The sequence below is a fragment of the Streptomyces sp. CB02400 genome (assembly GCF_001905725.1).
Classification (GTDB): Bacteria; Actinomycetota; Actinomycetes; order Streptomycetales; family Streptomycetaceae; genus Streptomyces; species Streptomyces atrovirens.
Map to the genome: position 1 here is coordinate 38,853 of NZ_LIWB01000013.1, position 20,429 is coordinate 59,281.

Sequence of the window (20,429 nt, forward strand, 5' to 3'; positions counted from 1 at the left end):
CGTGCGTGGACCTGCTCGACATCCTGCTGTTGCTGGTCGTCCTGGCCTACGCGGCGTCCGGTTACCGGCGCGGGCTGCTGGCGGGCTGTGTCTCGCTGGCCGGTTTCGTGGGCGGTGCGGTCGTGGGCGTGTGGATCCTGCCGTGGGTGATGGACCTGGTGACGCCGGGGACGACCCGGGCGACGGTGACGGCCGTGTTCACGGTGCTGCTGCCGGCCGTGACGGGCCACGAACTGGCGGGGCGGCTGGCGCTCAGACTGCGGCGGGAGCTGGACCGGGGCCCGCTGCGGGTGGCGGACGGGGTCGGCGGGGCGGTGGCCAACTCGGTGGCCGTGCTGATCGTGGCGTGGGTGGTGGCGAGCGTGCTGGGCGCGTCCTCCTCCCCGCTGGTGACGTCGGCGATCCGGGACTCGCGGCTGCTGGGCGCGGTGCAGGACGCGATGCCGGACACCACCCCGGGCTGGTTCTCCGGGGCCACGTCGGCGCTGACCGAGGCGGGTTTCCCGCAGGTCTTCAACCCGTTCGAGAACGAGTCGACCGCCGAGGTCGCCGCGCCCACCGGCGACAGCGTCACCGCCGCCGCCACCCGGGCCGCGCAGCGCGGCACGGTGAAGGTCGAGGGCGTGACGGGCACCCAGGGCCGCGAGGGCAGCGGCTTCGTGTACGCGACGGAGCACGTGATGACCAACGCCCATGTGGTGGCCGGCATCGACGAGCCGACCGTGCGCGTGGGCGGGGTGGGACGGACGTACGAGGCACGGGTGGTGCTCTTCGACCCGCGCAAGGACGTGGCCGTGCTGTACGTGCCGGAGCTGCGGGCGCCCGTCCTGGAGTTCGACGACGACGCCGACCGCGGCGACTCGGCGGTCGTCGCGGGCTACCCGCAGGACGGCGACCTCAACCTCCAGGCGGCGACGGTCGCGGGCCGGCTCCAGGCCCGGGGACAGAACATCTACAACGACGCGACGGTCACCCGCGAGATCTACTCGATCCGTTCGACCGTCCGCCCCGGCAACTCCGGCGGCCCGCTGCTGACGACCGAGGGCCGGGTGTACGGCGTGGTGTTCGCGCGTTCCACCTCGGACGCGGAGACCGGCTACGTGCTGACGGCGGACGAGGTGGCGGACGAAGCCGAGCGCGCGGCGGACGCGACGGCACCGGTGGACACAGGGGAGCCGGTGACCTCGTAGGCCCTGTCAGGGTCGGTCAGACCAGCGACCGCCCCATCATGACGTCGTCGACGTACTCGTCCCCGACGAAGAACTCCCCCGGCTGCACGCCCTCCACGACGAAGCCCTCGGACTCGTACAGCGCCCGGGCGGCGGTGTTGTGGCCGAGCACGCGCAGGGTGATCCGGCGGGCACCGCGCTCCCGTGCCTCCGCGACGGCGGCCCGCACCAGGGCTCGGCCCACGCCCAGGCCGCGCGCCTCCTCGGCGACGGCGAGACCGCGGATCTGCCGTACGTGCGCGTTGCTGGCGAGTTCGGTGGCGAAGCCGAGACGGACGTAACCCACGATCCGGTCCCCGTACTCGGCGACACGATGGTCCCGGGGCCCGGACCGCTCGCTGAAGAACCAGTCGTACGTCGGCCGCGGGGTGACGGCGTGCAGGGTGGACCAGGTCTCGCGGTCGAGACGGGCCAGTTCCCCCTCGTCGTCGGGACGGGCGACACGTATGGACGGCTCGGACATGAGCGCCACTGTACGGGCGGCTCGCGTCGCCCCGCCGTGATTTCCGTGCCGCGAGGGGCAGGATGGACGCCATGGAACGTTCCCGAATCGCGGTGGCCGGTGCGTCCGGACTCATCGGCGGCGCGCTGGCGCGGTCCCTGACGGCGGACGGGCACGAGGTGGTCCGGCTGGTGCGGGGCGCTCCGCGGGCGGCGGGCGAGGTCCGCTGGGACCCGGAGCGCGGGTCGGTGGACGCGGCCGGCCTCGCCGGATGTGACGCGGTGGTCAATCTGGCGGGCGCCGGGGTCGGCAGCCGGCGCTGGACGGCGGCCTACAAGGCGCGGATCAGGGCCAGCCGGGTCGGAGGCACGACCGCGCTCGCCGAGGCCGTCGCCGGGCTGCCCGAGGACGTACGGCCCCGGGTGTTCCTCAACGGCAGCGCGATCGGCTACTACGGCGAGACCGGCGACCGGACGGTGGACGAGAGCGCGCCGCCGGGCGAGGGCTTCCTGCCGGAGCTGTGCGTCGAGTGGGAGGCGGCCGCGGCACCGGCGCGGGAGGCGGGCGTGCGGACGGTGTTCGCGCGCACCGGCCTGGTGGTGGCGCGCGGGGGCGGGGCGTGGGGCAGGCTCTTCCCCCTCTTCCGGGCCGGGCTGGGCGGACGGATGGGCGACGGGCGCCAGTACTGGTCGTTCGTCGCGCTGCACGACGAGGTGGCCGCGCTGCGCCATCTCCTCGACACCGACGGGCTGTCCGGGCCGTTCAACCTGACCGCGCCCCACCCGGCGACCAACCGTGAGATCACCGGGGCGATGGCGCGTGTGCTGCACCGCCCGGCGGTGTTCACGGTGCCGGCACCGGTGCTGCGGACGGTGCTCGGGGAGATGGCCGGGGACGTCCTCGGCAGCGCCCGGGTGCTGCCGGCCCGGCTGCTGGAGTCCGGCTTCCGGTTCGCGTTCCCCCGGATCGAGGGGGCGGTCCGGGCGGCGCTGTGAGGGCGCGGGCGTGAAGGCGGGAGGGCGCGTGGACGTGAAGGCGCGCCCGCGTAAAGGCGGGAAGGCGCGCCCGCGTGACCACGATCCGCCCAGAACTGATCCGGAACCGCCCCGGAACCGATCCGGCCCTGAGCCCTCTGCGACCGCATCGCGCCCATCCGGCGTGCGTATGCGACCGTCGTGCGCCCGTGCTCTGCCCATGCGCGACTGACCAGGTGCTCGGCCACGGCCCTAACCTCGACCCGAACTCGGGTATCCCTGGGGCCGGTTGGGGGCATGACGTCTCCAGCGCCCGCGCAACCTCGAGGAGGGGCACGTGCTTGAGCCCACGTACCAGGCGGACGTCGTCGTCGTGGGAGCCGGGGTCGCCGGACTCTCCGCGGCGCGACGACTGACCAGCGCAGGAGTCACCACCATGGTCCTGGAGGCCGCCCATGAGGTGGGCGGCCGGATGGCGACCGAGAAGGTCGACGGCTTCCGGCTCGACCGGATCGGACGGCTGCTGTCCACGGCGTATCCCGAACTACGGCCGGCCTCGGGCCTCGACGGGCTGGTGCTGCGGCCCTTCGCGCCCGGTGTCATGCTGCACAGCGACGGACGGCACCACCGTGCGGGCGTGCAGCCGGGCGCGAGGGGGGCGCGTAGCGCGAGGGGCGCACTCCATGCCGTGCGCGCCCTGGCGAGCGCCCCACGGCCGGGAGGCGGGCCCAGAAGGCCGGTGGCCGTGCCCGGACGGCAGGTGTCCGTGCCCCGCAGCCGCACCGGCGCCCCGCTGGGCACGGCGGTCGACCAGGCCCGCCTGGGCGCCGCGTTCAGCAAGCTCGCGGGCACGCCGGTGGAACGGCTGCTGGCCCGGCCCGAGACGACGGCGGCCGAGGCGCTGCCGGCCCGGGGCCTGCCCGCCCGCACCATCGACGGCTTCTTGCGCCCTCTCCTCGCCGCCCTGCTGTGCGATCCGGATCTCACCACGTCCAGCCGGTGCGCGGATCTGGCGCTGCGGGCGTTCGCGAGCGGGCGGCTGTGTGTGCCGGAGGGCGGTGCGGAGGCGCTGCCGCGGACGCTGGCGCGGACGTTGCCGCCGGGCACGGTGCGCACGGGGGTGCGGGTCACCTCCGTGTCGACGACCTCGGTGACCACCGCGGAGCACGGGGAGTTCCGGTGCGGCGCGGTGCTGATCGCGACCGGGGCGCGGGCCGCCGCCGAGCTGCTGCCCGGGCTGCGGGTGCCGGACTTCCACCCCGTGACGGTGGTGCACCACAGCGTCGACGAGGTCCCGGGGACCGGTGCCTCGCTGCTGCTCGACGCCGAGCGGGGCGGGCCGGTGGCGCACACGGCGGTCGTCAGCCGGGTCGACCCGTCCAGGGCCCCGGCCGGGCGCACGCTGGTCAGCTCGACGGTCCTGGGGCCGCCGGTGCCGGGGGTGGACACTGCCGTACGCATGCATCTGGCCCGGCTGTACGGGGTGTCGACGGCGCGCTGGGAGACGCTGGGTGTGTACCACACGGCGGAGGCGGTGCCGGTGATGCGGCCGCCGCACGATCTGCGGCGGCCGGTGCGGTTGCTGGCGGGGCTGTATGTGTGTGGTGATCATCGGGACACCGGGACGGTGCAGGGGGCGTTGCACTCGGCGCACCGGGCGGCTGCGGCGATCCTGATGGATCTGGGGGCGGGGCGGTCGATGCATCGGGCGGATCCGGTGCCGAGCGCTCGCGCGGCGTGAGTTGGGGGGTGCGCGGTTTGGTGCTTTGCGGGGTGCCCCGTGCTGGTGTCGGCCGGGGGTCGCACGGCCCGGCGCGCCTTACGGGGTGCCCCGCGTTGATGTGAACCGGGGGTTGCACGGCCCGACGCGCCTACAGGGTGCCCCGCGTTGATGTGGGCCGGGGGTGGGGTTGCGCAGCCCGGCGCTTACGGGGTGCCGTCGCGCCCACCCGTGCCGCCCTGGGGGTACCTCCCAGGCCCTTGAGGCACTGGGGGAGGCACGACTGCCCGCGGGAGCGGCGGGGCGACGGCAGCGGCTGCCCGCGGATGGCAGGCGCGTACGGTGCGACGCGTAAATCGCGGTGGGCGAAGACCGGACGCCTACCGTGCGACGCGTGAATCGCGTTGGGCGGAGACCGGACGCCTACGGCGGGAAGGGGACGGGGCGGGGGTGGCCGCCCGCAGTGGCTGGCGCGTCCGCACCCCGCACCCCTCCAGGAAGCACAGTCGCGCCAGTCCGAGGACGGACACCCCCGACCCGGCCCCGACCCACCCACCGACCGCAGGCGCCACACCAGCCCCCACCGGACCGAAAGCTGCGCCGCAGGCATCCACCCACCGGAGCCGCAGGCGCTGCCCGGGTCAGCCGTATGCCGCGACTCTGTCGCGGTACGTGCGTACGGGGGCCGCGTCTCGGTACGGTTCCAGTCTGCGTTCGAAGTCGCGGACGTACTCGACGGCCCGGACCGAGCGCATCTCCGCCGCCGCCCCGGCCGCCTCGGCGGCAAGCTGGCACGCCTGGTCCAGCTCCCCCAGCCCGAGCCGGGCGGTCGCCAGCACCATCCGGCAGAAGAGCCGGCTGCGGGCGTACCCCGGCGCCCTCAACCGCAGCGACCGCTCCGCGTGCTGCGCGGCGGCCCGGAACTGCTGCAGATCCCGGTGGCAGTGCCCGAACTCGTCGGCGAGCTGCGCCTCGTCGAAGAAGCGCGCCCAGTACGGAACCTCGTCACCGGGCCGCGCCCCTTCCAGCGCCCGCTCCGCGCGCACCAGCGCCGCCGTACAGGCCCGCACCTCCCCCAGCACCCCGTGCCCCCGCGCCTCGGCCGCGTGCAGCAGCGCCTGCACGACCGGCGGCCCTGAGCCGCCCGCCCCCTGCTGGGCGACCCGCGCGAGCTGTACGGCCTCCCGCCCGTGCCCGAGGTAGACGGCCTGCCGGCTCATGGTGACCAGGACGTACGCGCCGTACGGCCGGTCCCCCGCCGCCTGCGCCAGCCGCAGCGCCTGCACGAAGTACCGCTGCGCGAGCCCGTGCGCCGCGATGTCGTACGACGTCCACCCGGCCAGCCGCGTCAGATCCGCGGCGGCCGCGAACAGCCGGCGGCCGGTCTGCTCGCCGTACGTGCCGCGCAGCATCGGCTCGCACTCGTGCTCCAGGTACCGCACGAGAGCCTGGCGGGCGTGCCCGCCGCCGTACGCGTCGTCGAGCGTGCGGAACAGCTCGCCGACCGAACGCAGCGCCGCGATGTCACCGCCGGTGACCCGGTGGCCCGGACCGCGTTCGGTCGTCGCACGTCGGCGTGCGAGCAGTTCGGCCGGCCGGAGCGGCGGCCGGCCCTGCGCCGGAACCCGTACCGGCGGCTCCACCCGGGCCACCTTCTCGTCCGCTCGCCCGATCAGCCAGTCCCGGCTCGGCACGACCAGCCCCGCCGAGGTGAAGGCGATCTTCCGCAGCTCGGCGTGGCTGCCGGAGTCCTTGCGCCACAGCCCGCTGACGATGTCGACGGCCTCCTCGGGGGTGGCGGCGAACTCCAGCCCCGCGTAGACCGGCGCACAGGCGTCCAGCCCCAGGTCCTGCGCGGTCAGCCGCCGGCCCAGGCGCCGGGTGAAGACCTCGGCGATCAGCGCCGGCGTCGTACCGCGGGGCTGCTGCCCGCGCAGCCAGCGGGTGACGGACGTCTTGTCGTATCTCAGGTCGAGCCCGTGTTCGAGACCGAGCTGGTCCACGCGACGGGCGAGTCCCGCGTTGGAGAACCCCGCTTCTGCGATGAGCGCGGCGAGCTGTCGGTTGGGGGTGCGCTGCGCGGGTCGTTCCGTCATCTGCGGTGCGGTCTCCTGCCTTCCGGCTGAGCGAGGTGCCCGGATTGCCTGTGAGCAGCCCTTATGGCCACACGGACGGCGCGAATGTAGCGGAGAGTAAACACCCGATCGCAGAATTCGACCGGCATTCATCCGATCGTGTGAGGATTGCCCGAAAGCTGACAGCCGACCCTGAGCGGTCCCCGACCGGCCCCCGACCGACTCCCGCTCGAACGGTCGTACAGTGGCGTGGGCGCGTTTCGTGCCTGACGACCTTCTAGGGAGGCGCTTTGCCGTGAGCGATTTGCGGTTCGTGCGGATGGGCTTCGGGGCCGAGGCCGTGGACTACCAGCTGGCCTGGGACGAGCAGCGCCGGGTGCACGCGGCACGGTTCGCCGACGAGGTGCCCGACACCGTGATCCTCCTGGAGCACCCCCCGGTCTACACGGCCGGCCGGCGCACCGCGGAGAACGAGCGCCCCCTCGACGGCACCCCGGTCATCGACGTGGACCGCGGCGGCAAGATCACCTGGCACGGTCCCGGCCAGCTCGTGGGCTACCCGATCCAGAAGCTGCCCCGCCCGGTGGACGTGGTCGCGCACGTCCGCCGCCTGGAGGAGGCCCTGATCCGCACCTGCGCGGAGTTCGGCCTGGAGACCACCCGGGTCGAGGGCCGCAGCGGCGTCTGGGTCCTCGGCGACCCGGTCGAGCAGCGCCCCGCGCTCGGCGGCCTCTCCCTGGACTTCGACCCCCGGCTCACCGACGACGAGTTCGACCCCCGCCTCAACGGCCCGGAGTACGCGCCCTCCAACGCGGGCCAGCGCCGCGAGGACCGCAAGATCGCCGCGATCGGCATCCGGGTGGCCAAGGGCGTCACGATGCACGGCTTCGCGCTGAACGTGAACCCCGACAACAAGTGGTTCGACAAGATCATCCCGTGCGGCATCCGCGACGCGGGCGTCGCCTCCCTGGCGAACGAGCTGGGCCGCGACATCACGATCGCCGAGGTGCTCCCCGTAGCGGAACGCCACCTCCGGGACATCCTGGAGAACGCGGAACTGAAGCCCCGGGTCATCGAGAAGACACCGGTCTGAAACAGCCCGTCCTGAGAACAGCCCGTCCTGAGAACAGCCCGTCCGGCGTTCGAGGACAAGGCCCGTCCAGGGGCGGAGCGGGGACCTGGGGGCGGCAACCCCCAGCACCCCGGCACCCACGCCGGGTTTCAAATCAACGGGCGTACCCTTGAGCACGCCGAAGAATCAATCGCTAGGGAGCCGGTCGTGTCCGCAGTCGCACCCGACGGACGCAAGATGCTGCGCCTGGAGGTCCGCAACAGCCAGACCCCCATCGAGCGCAAGCCCGAGTGGATCAAGACCCGGGCGAAAATGGGCCCCGAGTACTCCAAGATGCAGAACCTCGTCAAGAGCGAGGGGCTGCACACGGTCTGCCAGGAAGCCGGCTGTCCGAACATCTACGAGTGCTGGGAGGACCGCGAGGCGACCTTCCTCATCGGCGGTGACCAGTGCACCCGGCGCTGCGACTTCTGCCAGATCGACACCGGCAAGCCCGAGGCGCTGGACCGTGACGAGCCGCGCCGCGTGGGCGAGTCGGTCGTCACCATGGACCTGAACTACGCCACCATCACCGGCGTCGCCCGCGACGACCTGGAGGACGGCGGCGCCTGGCTGTACGCGGAGACCGTGCGCCAGATCCACGCGCAGACGGCGGAGCGCGCGGACGGCCGCACCAAGGTCGAGCTGCTCGCCCCCGACTTCAACGCGATCCCCGAGCAGTTGGCGGAGGTCTTCTCCTCCCGCCCCGAGGTGTTCGCGCACAACGTCGAGACGGTCCCCCGGATCTTCAAGCGGATCCGTCCCGGCTTCCGCTACGACCGCTCCCTGAAGGTCATCACCGAGGCCCGTGACTACGGCCTGGTCACCAAGTCGAACCTGATCCTCGGCATGGGCGAGACCCGCGAGGAGGTCAGCGACGCGCTGAAGCAGCTCCACGACGCGGGCTGCGAGCTGGTCACCATCACGCAGTACCTGCGTCCCTCCGTGCGCCACCACCCCGTGGAGCGCTGGGTGAAGCCGCAGGAGTTCGTGGAGCTGAAGGAGGAGGCCGAGCAGATCGGCTTCTCCGGTGTGATGTCCGGCCCGCTGGTCCGCTCCTCGTACCGCGCCGGCCGCCTGTACCAGATGGCGGTCGAGAAGCGGGGCGCCTACGTGGCCTCCCAGGCCGTCTGAGCCCCCGCAGCAGCCCGGACCGAGCGCGTGTGAATTCACGCACAAGGCCCTACCGGTCAGTAATGGCCGAGACCACGCGGTCCCGACCGTCCTCGCAGATGAGGGCACAGGTCGGGGCCGCGTCGGCGTTCCGGACCCTCCCACCGAGGCTTCATGCCTGTTTGACCGGCCGGTCACGCCCTGGTAACACCAGTCAGTGAGCCTGGAATCACAGCACGTACATCCCTACCCGCCGGCACCGAGGGAGACCTCCACCATGCAGGCCGCGCCCGTCCGCGCCACCGCCATCCCGTCCTTCGCCACCGCACTGCGCGCCGTCGAGTCGCTGCTGATGAGCGGCGGCCAGCGCACCGCCCGCCGCAACGCCTGGACCTCGGTGCTGGAGGACCGCCGTCGCGCCAGGGACCGGGTCGAGGCGCAGCGCGTCCTCGACCAGACCCTGGCCGCCCCTTCCCTGACGACCCGCCCCTGACCTACCGCCCCCCGCGGGGACACGTAGACTTCATGGCATGGCGAGGAAGGAAACCGCAGCGGACGCTGCGAACCCCGGGCGACTGAAGCAGATCGCCCTGACCTACAAGATGACCCGCAGGGCCGACAAGAAGATCGGTCTTGTACTCGCGGCTGTCGGAATCGTCACCTTCGGTGTCTTCCTCGCGATCGGTTTCTTGATCGGGCACCCCATCTATCTCGGCATCCTGGGCCTCCTGCTCGCCTTCCTCGCGACGGCGATCGTCTTCGGGCGCAGGGCCGAGCGGGCCGCCTTCGGGCAGATGGAGGGACAGCCGGGCGCCGCCGCGGCCGTGCTCGACAACATCGGCCGGGGCTGGACGACGACCCCCGCGGTGGCGATGAACCGCAACCAGGACGTGGTGCACCGCGCGGTCGGCAAGGCCGGCATCGTGCTGGTCGCCGAGGGCAACCCGAACCGGGTGAAGAGCCTGCTGGCCGCCGAGAAGAAGAAGATGAACCGCATCGTCGCGGACGTCCCGGTGCACGACCTGATCGTGGGCACCGGCGAGGGCCAGGTCGAGCTGAAGAAGGTCCGTACGACCATGCTCAAGCTGCCCCGCGTGCTCACCGGCCCGCAGGTCACCGCGACCAACGACCGGCTGCGCGCCCTGGGCGACCTGATGAGCAACATGCCGCTGCCGAAGGGCCCGATGCCCAAGGGCATGAGACTGCCGAAGGGCGGCGGCCCGAGGGGCCGCTGACCCGCCCTTTCCCGATACGACGATGGGGGCGCCGGAATCACTTCCGGCGCCCCCATCGTCGTATCCCGGGACCGATCGTCGTATCCCGGGACCGGCTGTCAGATCCGCACCTCGACCGTGCGGGCCAGCCGGTCGTGCAGTCCGCGGCCGTCACGGTCCCAGACGAGGGCGGGGATGGCCAGGCACAGCAGCACCGAGCGCACGAGCCCGCGCAGCGGCTGGATCCGGCCGGTGTCGAGGGCGACCACCCGCAGCCCGAGCAGACGCTTGCCGGGGGTGAAGCCGACCGTGCCGACGGTGAGGATGCTCAGCACGAGGAACACCAGCAGCGCCCAGTTGCTGGTCGCCTGTCCCTCGTAGCCCTCGGTGATCAGACCGTATGCGATCAGGACGCACAGACCCCAGTCCACGGCGAGGGCGCCGAGCCTGCGGCCGGGTCCTGCGATCGAGCCCGGTCCGTTCTCCGGCAGCCCCAGCTGCTCGCCCCGGTAACCGAACTCGGCACCGGCGTCCTCCAGGGCCGCGCGGGGCCCCGAGAGCCATGATCCGATTGCTTGCCTGTTGTCCACCCGTCCACGGTACTGCGCCCGGATATGACCACAGGACGGCGGGGTGCGCCGGGGCTACCGTGGGAGAGGGCCCGGTTAACTTGTGCGAAACAAATGGGTCACGCCCGAGAAATGACCCGTCCCTAGGGTCGAGGGGAGCGTGTGCCACCCGCACTGGCCACACGAACGATCTACCACCCCGGCGGGACGGTCGGGAGTAGGAGGAGCTGGATGTTCCAGAACGCCGACGACGCCAAGAAGTACCTCGCGGACGAGGACGTCAAGTTCATCGACGTCCGGTTCTGCGACCTCCCGGGCGTGATGCAGCACGTCACGATCCCTGCCGAGGCGTTCGACCCGGACGAGGAGCTGGCGTTCGACGGATCGTCGATCCGCGGTTTCCAGGCCATCCACGAGTCCGACATGTCTCTGCGCGCGGACCTGTCGACCGCCCGGGTCGACCCGTTCCGCCGTGACAAGACGCTGAACATCAACTTCTTCATCCACGACCCGATCACGGGCGAGGCCTACTCCCGCGACCCGCGCAACGTGGCCAAGAAGGCCGAGGCGTACCTGGCCTCCACCGGGATCGCGGACACCGCGTACTTCGGTCCCGAGGCCGAGTTCTACGTCTTCGACAGCGTGCGCTTCAAGACCTCCGAGAACGAGTCCTTCTACCACATCGACTCCGAGGCGGGCGCCTGGAACACCGGTGCGCTGGAGGACAACCGCGGTTACAAGGTCCGCTACAAGGGCGGCTACTTCCCGGTCCCGCCGGTCGACCACTTCGCCGACCTGCGCGCCGAGATGTCCCTGGAGCTGGCCAAGGCCGGCCTGAAGGTCGAGCGCCAGCACCACGAGGTGGGCACCGCCGGCCAGGCCGAGATCAACTACAAGTTCAACACGCTGCTCGCCGCCGCCGACGACCTGCAGCTCTTCAAGTACATCATCAAGAACGTCGCGTGGCGCAACGGCAAGACCGCGACCTTCATGCCGAAGCCGATCTTCGGTGACAACGGCTCGGGCATGCACGTCCACCAGTCGCTGTGGACGGGCGGCGAGCCGCTCTTCTACGACGAGCAGGGCTACGCCGGCCTGTCGGACACGGCCCGCTACTACATCGGCGGCATCCTCAAGCACGCGCCGTCGCTGCTGGCCTTCACCAACCCGACGGTGAACTCGTACCACCGTCTGGTGCCGGGCTTCGAGGCGCCGGTGAACCTGGTGTACTCGCAGCGCAACCGCTCCGCCGCGATGCGCATCCCGATCACCGGCTCCAACCCGAAGGCCAAGCGCGTGGAGTTCCGCGCCCCGGACGCCTCCGGCAACCCGTACCTGGCCTTCTCGGCGCTGCTCCTGGCCGGCCTGGACGGCATCAAGAACAAGATCGAGCCGGCCGAGCCGATCGACAAGGACCTCTACGAGCTGGCTCCCGAGGAGCACGCGAACGTGGCGCAGGTCCCGACCTCCCTCGGCGCGGTCCTCGACCGCCTGGAGGCCGACCACGAGTTCCTCCTCCAGGGCGACGTCTTCACGCCGGACCTGATCGAGACGTGGATCGACTTCAAGCGCGCCAACGAGATCGCCCCGCTCCAGCTCCGCCCGCACCCGCACGAGTTCGAGCTGTACTTCGACGTGTAAGAGCGTGTGAGAGGCAGAACGGGAAACACCCCGAGGGCCGCTGCTCCCGACCGGAGCGGCGGCCCTCGCCCGTTCTAGGTCAGGGCGTCGACGAGCAGGGCGGCCACGCCGGTCCAGCAGGCGAGGGAGACGGCGCCCAGCAGCAGCGTGACGAACGCGACCATGCACCGCTCCCAGGCCGAGGACGCCGCGACGGCCCTGCGGGGGTCTCGGGGGTCGTAGCTGATCTCGAGGTGCGAGCCGCCGTTGCCGCCCTGGTACGTGTGCGCGGTGCCGTGCAGGTCCGTGTACCGGTAGACGCGGGTGCGGTCGGTGTAGTGGGAGAACTCCGCCGTCACCGTGATGCCGTGCCGGGGCAGGCGCCACATCCGCACGGCGCCCGGGCCCATGATTCCGGCGCTGATCACGCCCATGAGGGTGCCGAAGAAGCCCAGCGGCCAGAGGAACACGATGAAGTCCGGCTCGCCGGCGACGGCGAGCACCGCGCTCAGGACGACGGCGACCACCGCGAAGACCAGTACGGCGCGCTTCGCCAGCCGCCAGTTGCGGTCCTGTTCGCTCTCCGGGGGCGGGCCGATCGTACGGGTGGTGACGAGGGCCGAGCCGTCGGGGACCGGGTCTCCCTCGAAGACGTCCGGCAGCGCCGCGTTCACCACCTCGGCGAAGGCGGTGACGGCGGCCTCGCTGACGTCGTCGACCCGGTGGGCGGCGGGCTCGATGCCGTCCGGTGCCGTCAGGACGACCTCGACGGCCCGCCCCTCGGGGTGGACCAGCTCGATGGCCTCCAGGGGTATGCGAAGCTCCTCGTCCCCGCGGCGCAGGGTCACCGCCGCCCCGCCCCCGAACCGCAGGACGGCCCCGCCGGCACCACGCAGCACAAGGTCGGGTGTGGTGGTCATCCGCGCATTCCCCCGTATGTCGCAAACCGCCGAGTCGATCAGGGGATCGTAGATCGCCCGTGCCGAAAGCACCACGGCCGCCGGATGTCCGGAATCCTTCCCCCGGTGGGCGCGGAGGGGGATCATAAGAACTGACACTGTTGTTCGAGGAAGGTCACGGGGATGTCCGAACGGGACGACGAGGAGCGGGAGTTCGACATCAAGTGGGCGGACGGCGCCGAGCACAAGGAGCCGTCGGCCCGGGCCCGGATGCTCGCCGCCCGCTGGAAGGACAACCCGCCCGGACCGGTCCCGTTCCGCGGCGAACCGGAGTACAGGGGATCGTCCGGCCGCTCGTCGTGGGTGTCGACGGCCGTGGTGCTCGGCTGCGTCGTCGCGGTGATCGTGCTGCTCGGCTACGTCAACTTCCGCCCGTACTGATCCCGGCTACTCGGTCTGCGCGACGGCGACCGTCGGTGAGGTCCGGGAGGCGCGGAGGGCGGGCACCATGCCCGCGGCGGCGGTCACCAGGACGAGAGCGACGAAGACCGCCGCGAGCTCCCCGGCCGGCACGCTGAACGGGGCGCTCGTCTGGGCGACCCGGACCACCAGCCAGGAGTACGGCATGCCGAGGGCCAGACCGAGGACCCCGCCCAGTACGCCGTAGAGCGCGCATTCCACCGTGACCATGCGGTGCACGGCCGCCCCGCTGAGCCCCAGGGCCCGCAGCAGCCCGAACTCGCGCTTGCGTTCGACGACGGTGAGACTCGCCGTGGTCGCGACTCCGACGACCGCCACCAGGACGGTCAGCCCCAGCACCATGATCACTGTCGTGGCCATCGTCCGCAGGTCGTCCGACTCGCCGGCCTGTGCGGCCGAGTCCTCGGCGATGACGCGGCCGTCGCCGCGCTCCGGGCCGGTCAGCGTGTCGGTGACGGCCCGCTGCGCGCGTATCCGCCCCTGGGCGCCGTCCTGCGAGGCGTTGGCGGTGACCGTGGTGGGCGCGGCGTCCGCTCCCATACGGGTGAGGTCCGCGGCGGTGACGAAGAAGTTCCCTCCGTAGGGCCCGGCTCCGGGCAGCGTCGCCGCCACGGTGAGCCGGACGGGGCGGCCCCCGAACGTCAGCGTCACACGGTCGCCCGCCCGGACGCCGAGCCGGTGGGCGTGGTCGGCGTCCACGACGACGTGGGCGGGTTCGAGGCGGTCGAGGGAGCCGGTGCGGGCGGTCAGGCCCACGCCGGAGCGGACGGTGCCGAGGTCGAGGTCGGAGATGGTCGCGCTGCGGGCGCTCTCGACGACCTCCGCCGTACGGAACGCGGTCACGTCGGCGAGTTCGGGGTGCGAGGTGAGATCGGCGGCCAGCGACCGGTCCAGCGTCTCGCTGTCCCTCGCGTACAGGTGGAAGTCGGCGGGTGCCTCCACCGCCTGCCGGTACCGCTCGTAGGCGTTCAGGGAGGCGAGGCAGGTCAGGGTCGAGCCGACCAGGCAGACGCCGAGGGCCACGACGACCGAGACCGAGGCCGCCCTGCCCGGCGCGCCCCCGACACCCGCGACCGCGAGCCGGCCGGCCGCACCGGTGCGGCGCAGGGGCACGGCGACGGCCGACAGCACCGGCCGGACCAGACGGGGGCCGAGGGCGATCAGGGCGAGGAAGGCCAGCCCGCCCGAGAGCACCACGACGGTCAGCGCCGCGAACCGGTCGTACTCCGTGTCGCCCGGCTGGGGCAGCCCGCCGTACTGCTGCCGGGCGAGGAACGCGGCGCCCGCCGCGCACAGCAGGCCCAGCAGGGTCCGGCCGACGCCGCTCGCCGCGTTCTCCCCGGACGCCGCGCTGCGCAGGGCCTGCAGCGGGGAGACCCGTGAGGCGGTCAGGGACGGGGCCAGGACCGCGAGGACCGCAAGCAGGCCGGTGCCGAGAACGGTGAGGACGGCCTCCGTCAGCGGGAGGTGGGAGGGAGCGAACAGGTCGTGCCCGAACCACCCTGCGACCGGGGGGACGAGCCGCCCGCAGCCCCAGGCCGCCAGCACTCCGGTCGCGCCGGCCAGCAGACCGACCACCGCCCCTTCGGCGACGAGCGCGGCGGCGAGCCGTCGCGGGGTCGCCCCGATGGCGCGCAGCAGCGCCAGCTGGCGTACGCGCCGTGCGAAGACGATGCGGAAGGTGGAGGTCGCGACGAGGACGGCCGCGCCGACGGCGACGGCGAGGAAGACGGTGACCAGTTCCAGGGTGTCCTTCGCCTCCGCCACCGCCTCGCGGGCCTCCTCCTCCCGCACCTCGTCCCCGGACCGCACCTGTGCTCCGGGCACCGCCTGCCGGATCCGCTCCGCCGGATCCACGGAACCGGACGCGGAGGACGCGGTGCCGGTGCGGACGTCGATGCGGGAGTAGCCCGACACGCCGAGCAGCTCCCCGAGTCGGGGACCGGGGGCGTACCCGGTGGGCTCCGTGTCGTCCGTGGCGGTGCCGCGGACGATGCCGCTGACCTCGACCGTCACCCGCCGGGTGCCTTCGCCGTCGGGTTCGGGCCGCAGCAGGGTGAGCGACGAGCCCGGAGCGAGACCGTACTCCCGCGCGGCCCGCGTGTTGACGGCGAGCCGGCCCGGACCGGAGGGGTACGTGCCGTCGGTCAGCCGGACTTCCGCCAGGGCGCCGGTGCCGGGGTCCGCGGACAGCGCGAGGTAGCGTTCGACGGCGCTGCCGTCCAGCGGGCTGCCGCCGTCGAGCCGGCCGACGGCCTCGGTGACTCCGGGCGTCTTCAGGATCTCGCCCAGGCGGTCCTCGCCGATGTCCTCCCCGTCGCCGGGCGTGACCACCAGCGACACCGCTTCGGGTGTGCCGCGGAACTTCTCGACGACGGTCGCGGTGATGATCTGCTGGGCCATGACGGTCCCGAAGACGACGAACGCCGCGATCAGCAGCGACAGTCCGGTCGCCGTGAACCGGCCGGGCCGCCGCAGGAGTTCCGCCACCTGGGAGCCCAGGACGGTCGCACGCCACGGGGTGCTCATCGCCGCCTCCCCATGACGTCGGTGGCGGGGGCGGTGTGCTCGTCCTTGACGACGCGTCCGTCCGCGAGGGTCAGCACCCGGTCCGCGTACCGCGCTGCCGCGGGGTCGTGGGTGACCATCACGACCGTCTGGCCGAGGTCGTCGACGGACCGGCGCAGCATGGTGAGGACTTCGGTGCCGGCCCGGGAGTCGAGGTTGCCGGTGGGTTCGTCGGCGAAGAGCACGGCCGGCCGGGCCACCAGCGCCCGGGCCACGGCGACCCGCTGCTGCTGGCCCCCGGACAGTTCGGCGGGGCGGTGCGAGAGCCGGTGGGCGATGCCGAGGACCTCGCAGAGGTGGTCCACCAGGGCGCGGTCCGGGCGTCCGCCGGACATGGCGACGGGCAGCACGATGTTCTCGTACGCCGTCAGTTGCGGCAGCAGGTTGAACGACTGGAAGACGAACCCGATCCGCTCCCGGCGCACCCTGGTCAGCTGCCGGTCGGACAGTCCGGTGATCTCCGTCCCGTCCAGGACGATGCTGCCGGAGGTGACGGTGTCGAGGCCGGCGACGCAGTGCATCAGGGTCGACTTGCCCGATCCGGAGGGGCCGACGACGGCGGTGAACCGGGCGCGCCGGACACCGACGGACACCTCGTCGAGGGCCCGCACCTCGGCGGTGCCCTGGCGGTAGGTCTTCACCAGGGCGGTGGCGGTGATGACGTCGTCCGGTGTGCGGCCGCGGTCGGCGGTGTGGACAGCCATGGGGGCGGTTCTCGCAATCCGGGTCAGGAGCCGAGCGGCGGCATGGAGAGGGTGACGCCGGAGTCCGAGCAGTGTCCCCGCGCCTTGCCCTCGAGGTCCTTCACGTCCTTCGCGGACGGCACTTCGGAGGACTTCTTGGCGGTCTCGACCGCCCACCCCTCGTACTGGGCGATCTTGATTCCGAGGTAGCCGTCCTTCATCTGCGCGCGGCGCTCGTCACCGGTCTCCTGCCACCACTTCTCCGCGTCCGGCACGGGGCCGGTGGAGATCTCCTCGGCCTCGGTGATGATGCGCTGCGCCAGCCGGCAGTCCTCGGCGGACGCCTGGCTGAGCTCGTCGCGGTCCTGCCACCAGTAGGCCGCCCCGGCGGCCAGGGCCGCGACGGTCACGGCCGTGGCCGCACCGATGACGAGACGGTTCCGCTTGCGGTTCCGCGTGGTGGGCGTGACGGGCGTGGTGGGCGTGGTGCTCATCGGGTCCTCCAGTGTCTTCTCGGCCGCGTTCGGCGACAGTGAGAAGTCTGGAGTTCGGCGGTCCGCCGGACATCGGCCACGGATCCGAGATCGGAGGCGGCGGATCTGGCACACCGGACGGGGTGGTCTCTGCGCCCCCGGGGGCAGAACCCGGGGGTGTTCCTGCACCCTCAGGGGGAGGGACGGACCAGCCCGGACTCATAGGCGAACGCGACGGCCTGGGCGCGGTCCCGCAGGTGCAGTTTGGCCATGAGGTTGCCCAGGTGCGTCTTCACCGTGGCCCCCGCGACATACAGCTCCGCCGCGATCTCGGCGTTGGAGAGCCCCCGGGCGACCAGGGTGAGCACGTCCCGCTCGCGCGCGGTGAGGACGTCCAGCCGTTCGGCCTGCCCGTTCGCCGGTGCCAGCCGGTCCGAGACCCGGTCGAGGAGCAGCCGGGTGATGCGCGGCGCCACCACCGACTCCCCCGCGGCCAGGACCCGGATGGCGTTCACGACCTCCGCGGCGGGAGCGTTCTTCAGCAGGAAGCCGCCGGCGCCGGCGCGCAGGGCCGCGAACGCGTCCTCGTCGTTGTCGAAGGTGGTCAGCACCAGCACGCCGGGCGGATCGTCGAGCCGCATCAGCCGCTCCGTGGCCTGGATGCCGTCCATGACGGGCATGCGGATGTCCATGATGACGACGTCCGCCTCGATCTTGTCCAGCAGGTCGAGGGCGTCCGCCCCGTTCTCCGCCTCACCGACGACCTCGATGTCGTCCTGACCGGCCAGCACCATGGAGAAACCGGCCCGGATCAGCGGCTGGTCGTCCACCACGGCCACCCGGATCGGTCTGTCCGTCCGCGTCATCACTTCGTCCTTGTCGGAATCGAGGCACGTACGTGCCATCCGCTGCCGAGCCGGGGGCCGGCCTCGAAGCTGCCGCCGGCGAGCTCCACCCGCTCCCGCATCCCCACGAGCCCGTTCCCTCCGGAGCGTCCGCCGACGCCGCGGCCGGCGAGGGTGCCCGCCCCGTCGTCGACCACACCGATCAGCAGGGTGCCCCGCTCCTCGTGGAGCCGGATGTCGACCCCGGCCCCGGCTCCGGCGTGGCGGAGCACGTTGGTGAGGCACTCCTGGACGATGCGGAAGGCCGTCATCTCCTCCGCCGGCGACAGCCGTCCCTCGCCGACCTCGACCGACACGTCCACGGTCAGCCCGGCGGCCCGTGCGCGTTCGGCGACGACCTCGATCTCGTCGAGGGTGACCAGCCGCCGCGGCGGGCCGCCGCCGTCGGAGTCCGGGTCGCCGGAGTCCGGGTTCCCCTCGCGCAGCACCCGGACGATGCGGTGCATGTCGTCGATCGCGTCCCGGCCGGTGGCGGCGATCGTCTTCAGCGCGGACTCCGCCATGTCCGGCGACTTCCGCAGCACGGTCCCGGCGCCGTCGGCCTGGAGGATCATCACGGCCAGGCTGTGCGCCACCACGTCGTGCAGTTCACGGGCGATCTCGGCCCGCTCCCGGGTCGCGGCCAGCCGGACGCGCTGCTCCTGTTCCCGCTCGGCGTGCCAGGCGCGGGCCGCCTGGCTCTCGGCGTAGAGGCGCCGCGTGTGCAGGGCGAAGGCCGTCAGCCAGACCGTCAGCGTCAGCCCCCAGAAGACCAGGAGCGATTCGAGGTCGACGAACGGCTCGATGCCGAGGACCGGCATCCCCACCGTCCCGGCCGCCGCGGCCAGCAGCACCACGGCGCCCGCGAGATACGGCATCCAGGTGGTCCGGGAGTGGTGGACGACCGACATCATGGCGAACAGCACGGCCACGTCGTACGAGGCGGGCGCCGACGCCAGCGGCAGGTCGGGCAGGTCGTACAGGACGAACTGGACGACGCCCAGCGCCAGGACGGCCGCCAGCACCGTGCCGGGGAACCGTCTGCGGGCCAGCAGGCACAGTGCCATCAGCGCGCCCAGGAGCAGGTCGTAATCGCCGCTGTAGTACTCCGCCGCCACCAGGACCACCAGCGCGATGCCGATGTCGCACGCCCGGGCGACGGCGCGTCCGTACCGGCCGGACGGCGTCATCCAGGCCGACGGGACCGGGACCGTCCTCTCCTCAGCCAACCGTCGTACCTTTCTCCTCCGGCGGGGCCGCGACCGCGTGGCCTGCCGGCGCAAGTGCCGCCGGGCCGCGGCGACTTCGGGGTGAGGACGGTGCCCTCACCCGCCCATACTGCCTCAGCGCGCGGCACACCGGTGCCGGGCGCCCCGCGCACGGAGGCCGCCCGGCACCGGTCCGGGGCTCAGCGGTTGTAGCGCATGAACGCGCGCACCATGTGGCACGTGGTGTCCGACGGCGGGTGGACGCCGATCAGCGCCGCCGTGGTGCGGATCCTCTCGTTGCGGGCCTGGCCCGGCAGGTAGACGCCGGAGTCGAGCAGGGCGATGGCGAGCCGCATCGCCTTGAGCCGGCGGTTGTGCGTGACGTACCACTCGCGCGGGCGGCCCGCCGGGAGCGGGCGCTTCTCCACCGGGGCGCAGGGCAGTTCGAGCGGCACGGGACGCTTCGCGGTGGACTGGGTGGGCAGGGGCTTCGGCTTCAGTGCGGCAGCGGGCACGGGCATCCTCCTGTCGCGGTCGGGGCGGCCCGCCGGGATCCCCGACGACCCCGGTACCACCCTCGAACACTGCTTCCATTCTACTGCCCCCCACCGACAATCAGCAGACCTGAAGAAGCCAATAAATGCCCTGGTGGACACGGGTTTTGCCGTGACGTCACACAGGTCCCGCGCGACACGCGCACGGGGGCGGAGAATTCGAACAGAGCGGGGTCGGCGTACCGTGGGCGGCATGGAGATCTGGATCAATCCCGCCTGTTCCAAGTGCCGTAGCGCCATCAGCCTGCTCGACGCCGAGGGGGCCGAGTACACCGTCCGCCGTTACCTGGAGGACGTGCCGAGCGAGGACGAGATCCGGGCGGTGCTGGAGCGGCTCGGGCTGGAGCCGTGGGACATCACCCGGACCCAGGAGGCCGTCGCGACGGAGCTGGGGATCGAGGAGTGGGCGCGGGAGGCCGGCACGCGGGACCGCTGGATCGCGGCGCTCGCCTCGCACCCCAAGCTGATCCAGCGGCCGATCATCACGGCGGACGACGGTACGGCGGTCGTGGGCCGCACGGAGGACGCCGTACGGGACGCCCTCTCCCGCTGACAGCCGTGTGACGCAGGCCACTTCGAATGCCCGGCCCAACCGCTGAGCAACTCTGTTCGG

Annotated in this window: 20 protein-coding genes; 10 read left to right on the top strand and 10 right to left on the bottom strand. The window is 72.6% G+C overall.

All coding sequences use genetic code 11. The annotated features are described in order from the left end of the window. The first annotated feature begins 5 nt into the window (after nt 1-5). Nucleotides 6-1,190, top strand: coding sequence for a MarP family serine protease (locus tag AMK33_RS27290; protein ID WP_073935621.1), 1,185 nt, complete (start codon nt 6-8; stop codon nt 1,188-1,190). 16 nt (nt 1,191-1,206) lie between these two features. Here AMK33_RS27290 and AMK33_RS27295 read toward each other — a convergent pair whose 3' ends face one another. Beyond that, nucleotides 1,207-1,692 carry a GNAT family N-acetyltransferase gene (locus AMK33_RS27295; RefSeq protein ID WP_073935791.1) on the bottom strand — a complete coding sequence of 162 codons (486 nt, stop codon included), beginning with the start codon at nt 1,690-1,692 and terminating at the stop codon, nt 1,207-1,209. Between the two features lie 71 nt (nt 1,693-1,763). On the opposite strand from AMK33_RS27295, the gene AMK33_RS27300 reads away from it, so the two are divergent. Together AMK33_RS27300 and AMK33_RS27305 are read left to right on the top strand one after the other, a co-directional pair. Further along, nucleotides 1,764-2,666 carry a TIGR01777 family oxidoreductase gene (locus AMK33_RS27300; RefSeq protein WP_073935622.1) on the top strand — a complete coding sequence of 301 codons (903 nt, stop codon included), beginning with the start codon at nt 1,764-1,766 and terminating at the stop codon, nt 2,664-2,666. A gap of 316 nt (nt 2,667-2,982) precedes the next feature. Beyond that, nucleotides 2,983-4,386: an NAD(P)/FAD-dependent oxidoreductase gene (locus AMK33_RS27305; protein WP_073935623.1), complete on the top strand. Its 1,404-nt coding sequence runs from the start codon at nt 2,983-2,985 to the stop codon at nt 4,384-4,386. Nucleotides 4,387-5,006: 620 nt separating this feature from the next. Here AMK33_RS27305 and AMK33_RS27310 read toward each other — a convergent pair. After that, nucleotides 5,007-6,461 carry a regulator gene (locus AMK33_RS27310; protein WP_073935624.1) on the bottom strand — a complete coding sequence of 485 codons (1,455 nt, stop codon included), beginning with the start codon at nt 6,459-6,461 and terminating at the stop codon, nt 5,007-5,009. 274 nt (nt 6,462-6,735) lie between these two features. On the opposite strand from AMK33_RS27310, the gene lipB reads away from it, so the two are divergent. The 4 genes from lipB (at nt 6,736) to AMK33_RS27330 (ending at nt 9,899) form a co-directional block, all read left to right on the top strand. Next, a complete protein-coding gene (gene lipB, locus AMK33_RS27315; RefSeq protein WP_073935625.1) occupies nt 6,736-7,533 on the top strand; it encodes a lipoyl(octanoyl) transferase LipB in 798 nt (265 codons plus the stop codon). Between the two features lie 186 nt (nt 7,534-7,719). Next, entirely contained in the window at nt 7,720-8,685 is a 966-nt protein-coding gene (gene lipA / locus AMK33_RS27320) for a lipoyl synthase (RefSeq protein WP_073935626.1), read from the top strand. A gap of 256 nt (nt 8,686-8,941) precedes the next feature. Next, nucleotides 8,942-9,157 carry an SCO2195 family GlnR-regulated protein gene (locus tag AMK33_RS27325; protein ID WP_073935627.1) on the top strand — a complete coding sequence of 72 codons (216 nt, stop codon included), beginning with the start codon at nt 8,942-8,944 and terminating at the stop codon, nt 9,155-9,157. Nucleotides 9,158-9,194: 37 nt separating this feature from the next. Next, a complete protein-coding gene (locus AMK33_RS27330; RefSeq protein WP_073935628.1) occupies nt 9,195-9,899 on the top strand; it encodes a DUF4191 domain-containing protein in 705 nt (234 codons plus the stop codon). Nucleotides 9,900-9,997: 98 nt separating this feature from the next. On the opposite strand, the gene AMK33_RS27335 is transcribed toward AMK33_RS27330, so the two are convergent. After that, nucleotides 9,998-10,468 (bottom strand): RDD family protein, encoded by a 471-nt coding sequence (locus AMK33_RS27335; RefSeq protein ID WP_073935629.1) that lies wholly within the window; start codon nt 10,466-10,468, stop codon nt 9,998-10,000. A gap of 210 nt (nt 10,469-10,678) precedes the next feature. Between AMK33_RS27335 and glnA the strand changes: the two genes are divergently transcribed. Next, a complete protein-coding gene (glnA, locus tag AMK33_RS27340; protein WP_073935630.1) occupies nt 10,679-12,088 on the top strand; it encodes a type I glutamate--ammonia ligase in 1,410 nt (469 codons plus the stop codon). A gap of 74 nt (nt 12,089-12,162) precedes the next feature. Here the strand turns inward: glnA and AMK33_RS27345 are convergent, their stop codons facing one another. Beyond that, nucleotides 12,163-12,987: a DUF3592 domain-containing protein gene (locus AMK33_RS27345; RefSeq protein ID WP_073935631.1), complete on the bottom strand. Its 825-nt coding sequence runs from the start codon at nt 12,985-12,987 to the stop codon at nt 12,163-12,165. Nucleotides 12,988-13,149: 162 nt separating this feature from the next. Here AMK33_RS27345 and AMK33_RS27350 point away from each other — a divergent pair, with 162 nt between their 5' ends. Continuing rightward, nucleotides 13,150-13,407 carry an SCO2583/SCO2584 N-terminal domain-containing protein gene (locus AMK33_RS27350; RefSeq protein ID WP_073935632.1) on the top strand — a complete coding sequence of 86 codons (258 nt, stop codon included), beginning with the start codon at nt 13,150-13,152 and terminating at the stop codon, nt 13,405-13,407. A gap of 6 nt (nt 13,408-13,413) precedes the next feature. Here the strand turns inward: AMK33_RS27350 and AMK33_RS27355 are convergent, their stop codons facing one another. From AMK33_RS27355 to AMK33_RS27380, 6 genes are all read right to left on the bottom strand, one after another. Then, the gene (locus tag AMK33_RS27355) at nt 13,414-15,975 is read right to left on the bottom strand and encodes an ABC transporter permease (protein WP_073935633.1); all 2,562 of its coding nucleotides are present in this window, start codon (nt 15,973-15,975) and stop codon (nt 13,414-13,416) included. Next, nucleotides 15,972-16,655: an ABC transporter ATP-binding protein gene (locus tag AMK33_RS27360; protein ID WP_073935792.1), complete on the bottom strand. Its 684-nt coding sequence runs from the start codon at nt 16,653-16,655 to the stop codon at nt 15,972-15,974. Before AMK33_RS27360 ends, AMK33_RS27355 begins: the two co-directional genes overlap by 4 nt. An 86-nt stretch (nt 16,656-16,741) precedes the next feature. Next, nucleotides 16,742-17,191, bottom strand: a complete 450-nt coding sequence (locus AMK33_RS27365; RefSeq protein WP_073935634.1) for a hypothetical protein — start codon at nt 17,189-17,191, stop codon at nt 16,742-16,744. Nucleotides 17,192-17,361: 170 nt separating this feature from the next. Further along, entirely contained in the window at nt 17,362-18,036 is a 675-nt protein-coding gene (locus tag AMK33_RS27370; protein ID WP_073935635.1) for a response regulator transcription factor, read from the bottom strand. Next, the gene (locus AMK33_RS27375) at nt 18,036-19,283 is read right to left on the bottom strand and encodes a sensor histidine kinase (protein ID WP_079194989.1); all 1,248 of its coding nucleotides are present in this window, start codon (nt 19,281-19,283) and stop codon (nt 18,036-18,038) included. The genes AMK33_RS27370 and AMK33_RS27375 overlap by 1 nt, the downstream gene beginning before the upstream one ends. A 179-nt stretch (nt 19,284-19,462) precedes the next feature. After that, nucleotides 19,463-19,777: a hypothetical protein gene (locus AMK33_RS27380; protein ID WP_073935793.1), complete on the bottom strand. Its 315-nt coding sequence runs from the start codon at nt 19,775-19,777 to the stop codon at nt 19,463-19,465. Between the two features lie 232 nt (nt 19,778-20,009). Between AMK33_RS27380 and AMK33_RS27385 the strand changes: the two genes are divergently transcribed. Next, nucleotides 20,010-20,369: an arsenate reductase family protein gene (locus AMK33_RS27385; protein ID WP_201263092.1), complete on the top strand. Its 360-nt coding sequence runs from the start codon at nt 20,010-20,012 to the stop codon at nt 20,367-20,369. The last annotated feature ends 60 nt before the right edge of the window (nt 20,370-20,429 follow it).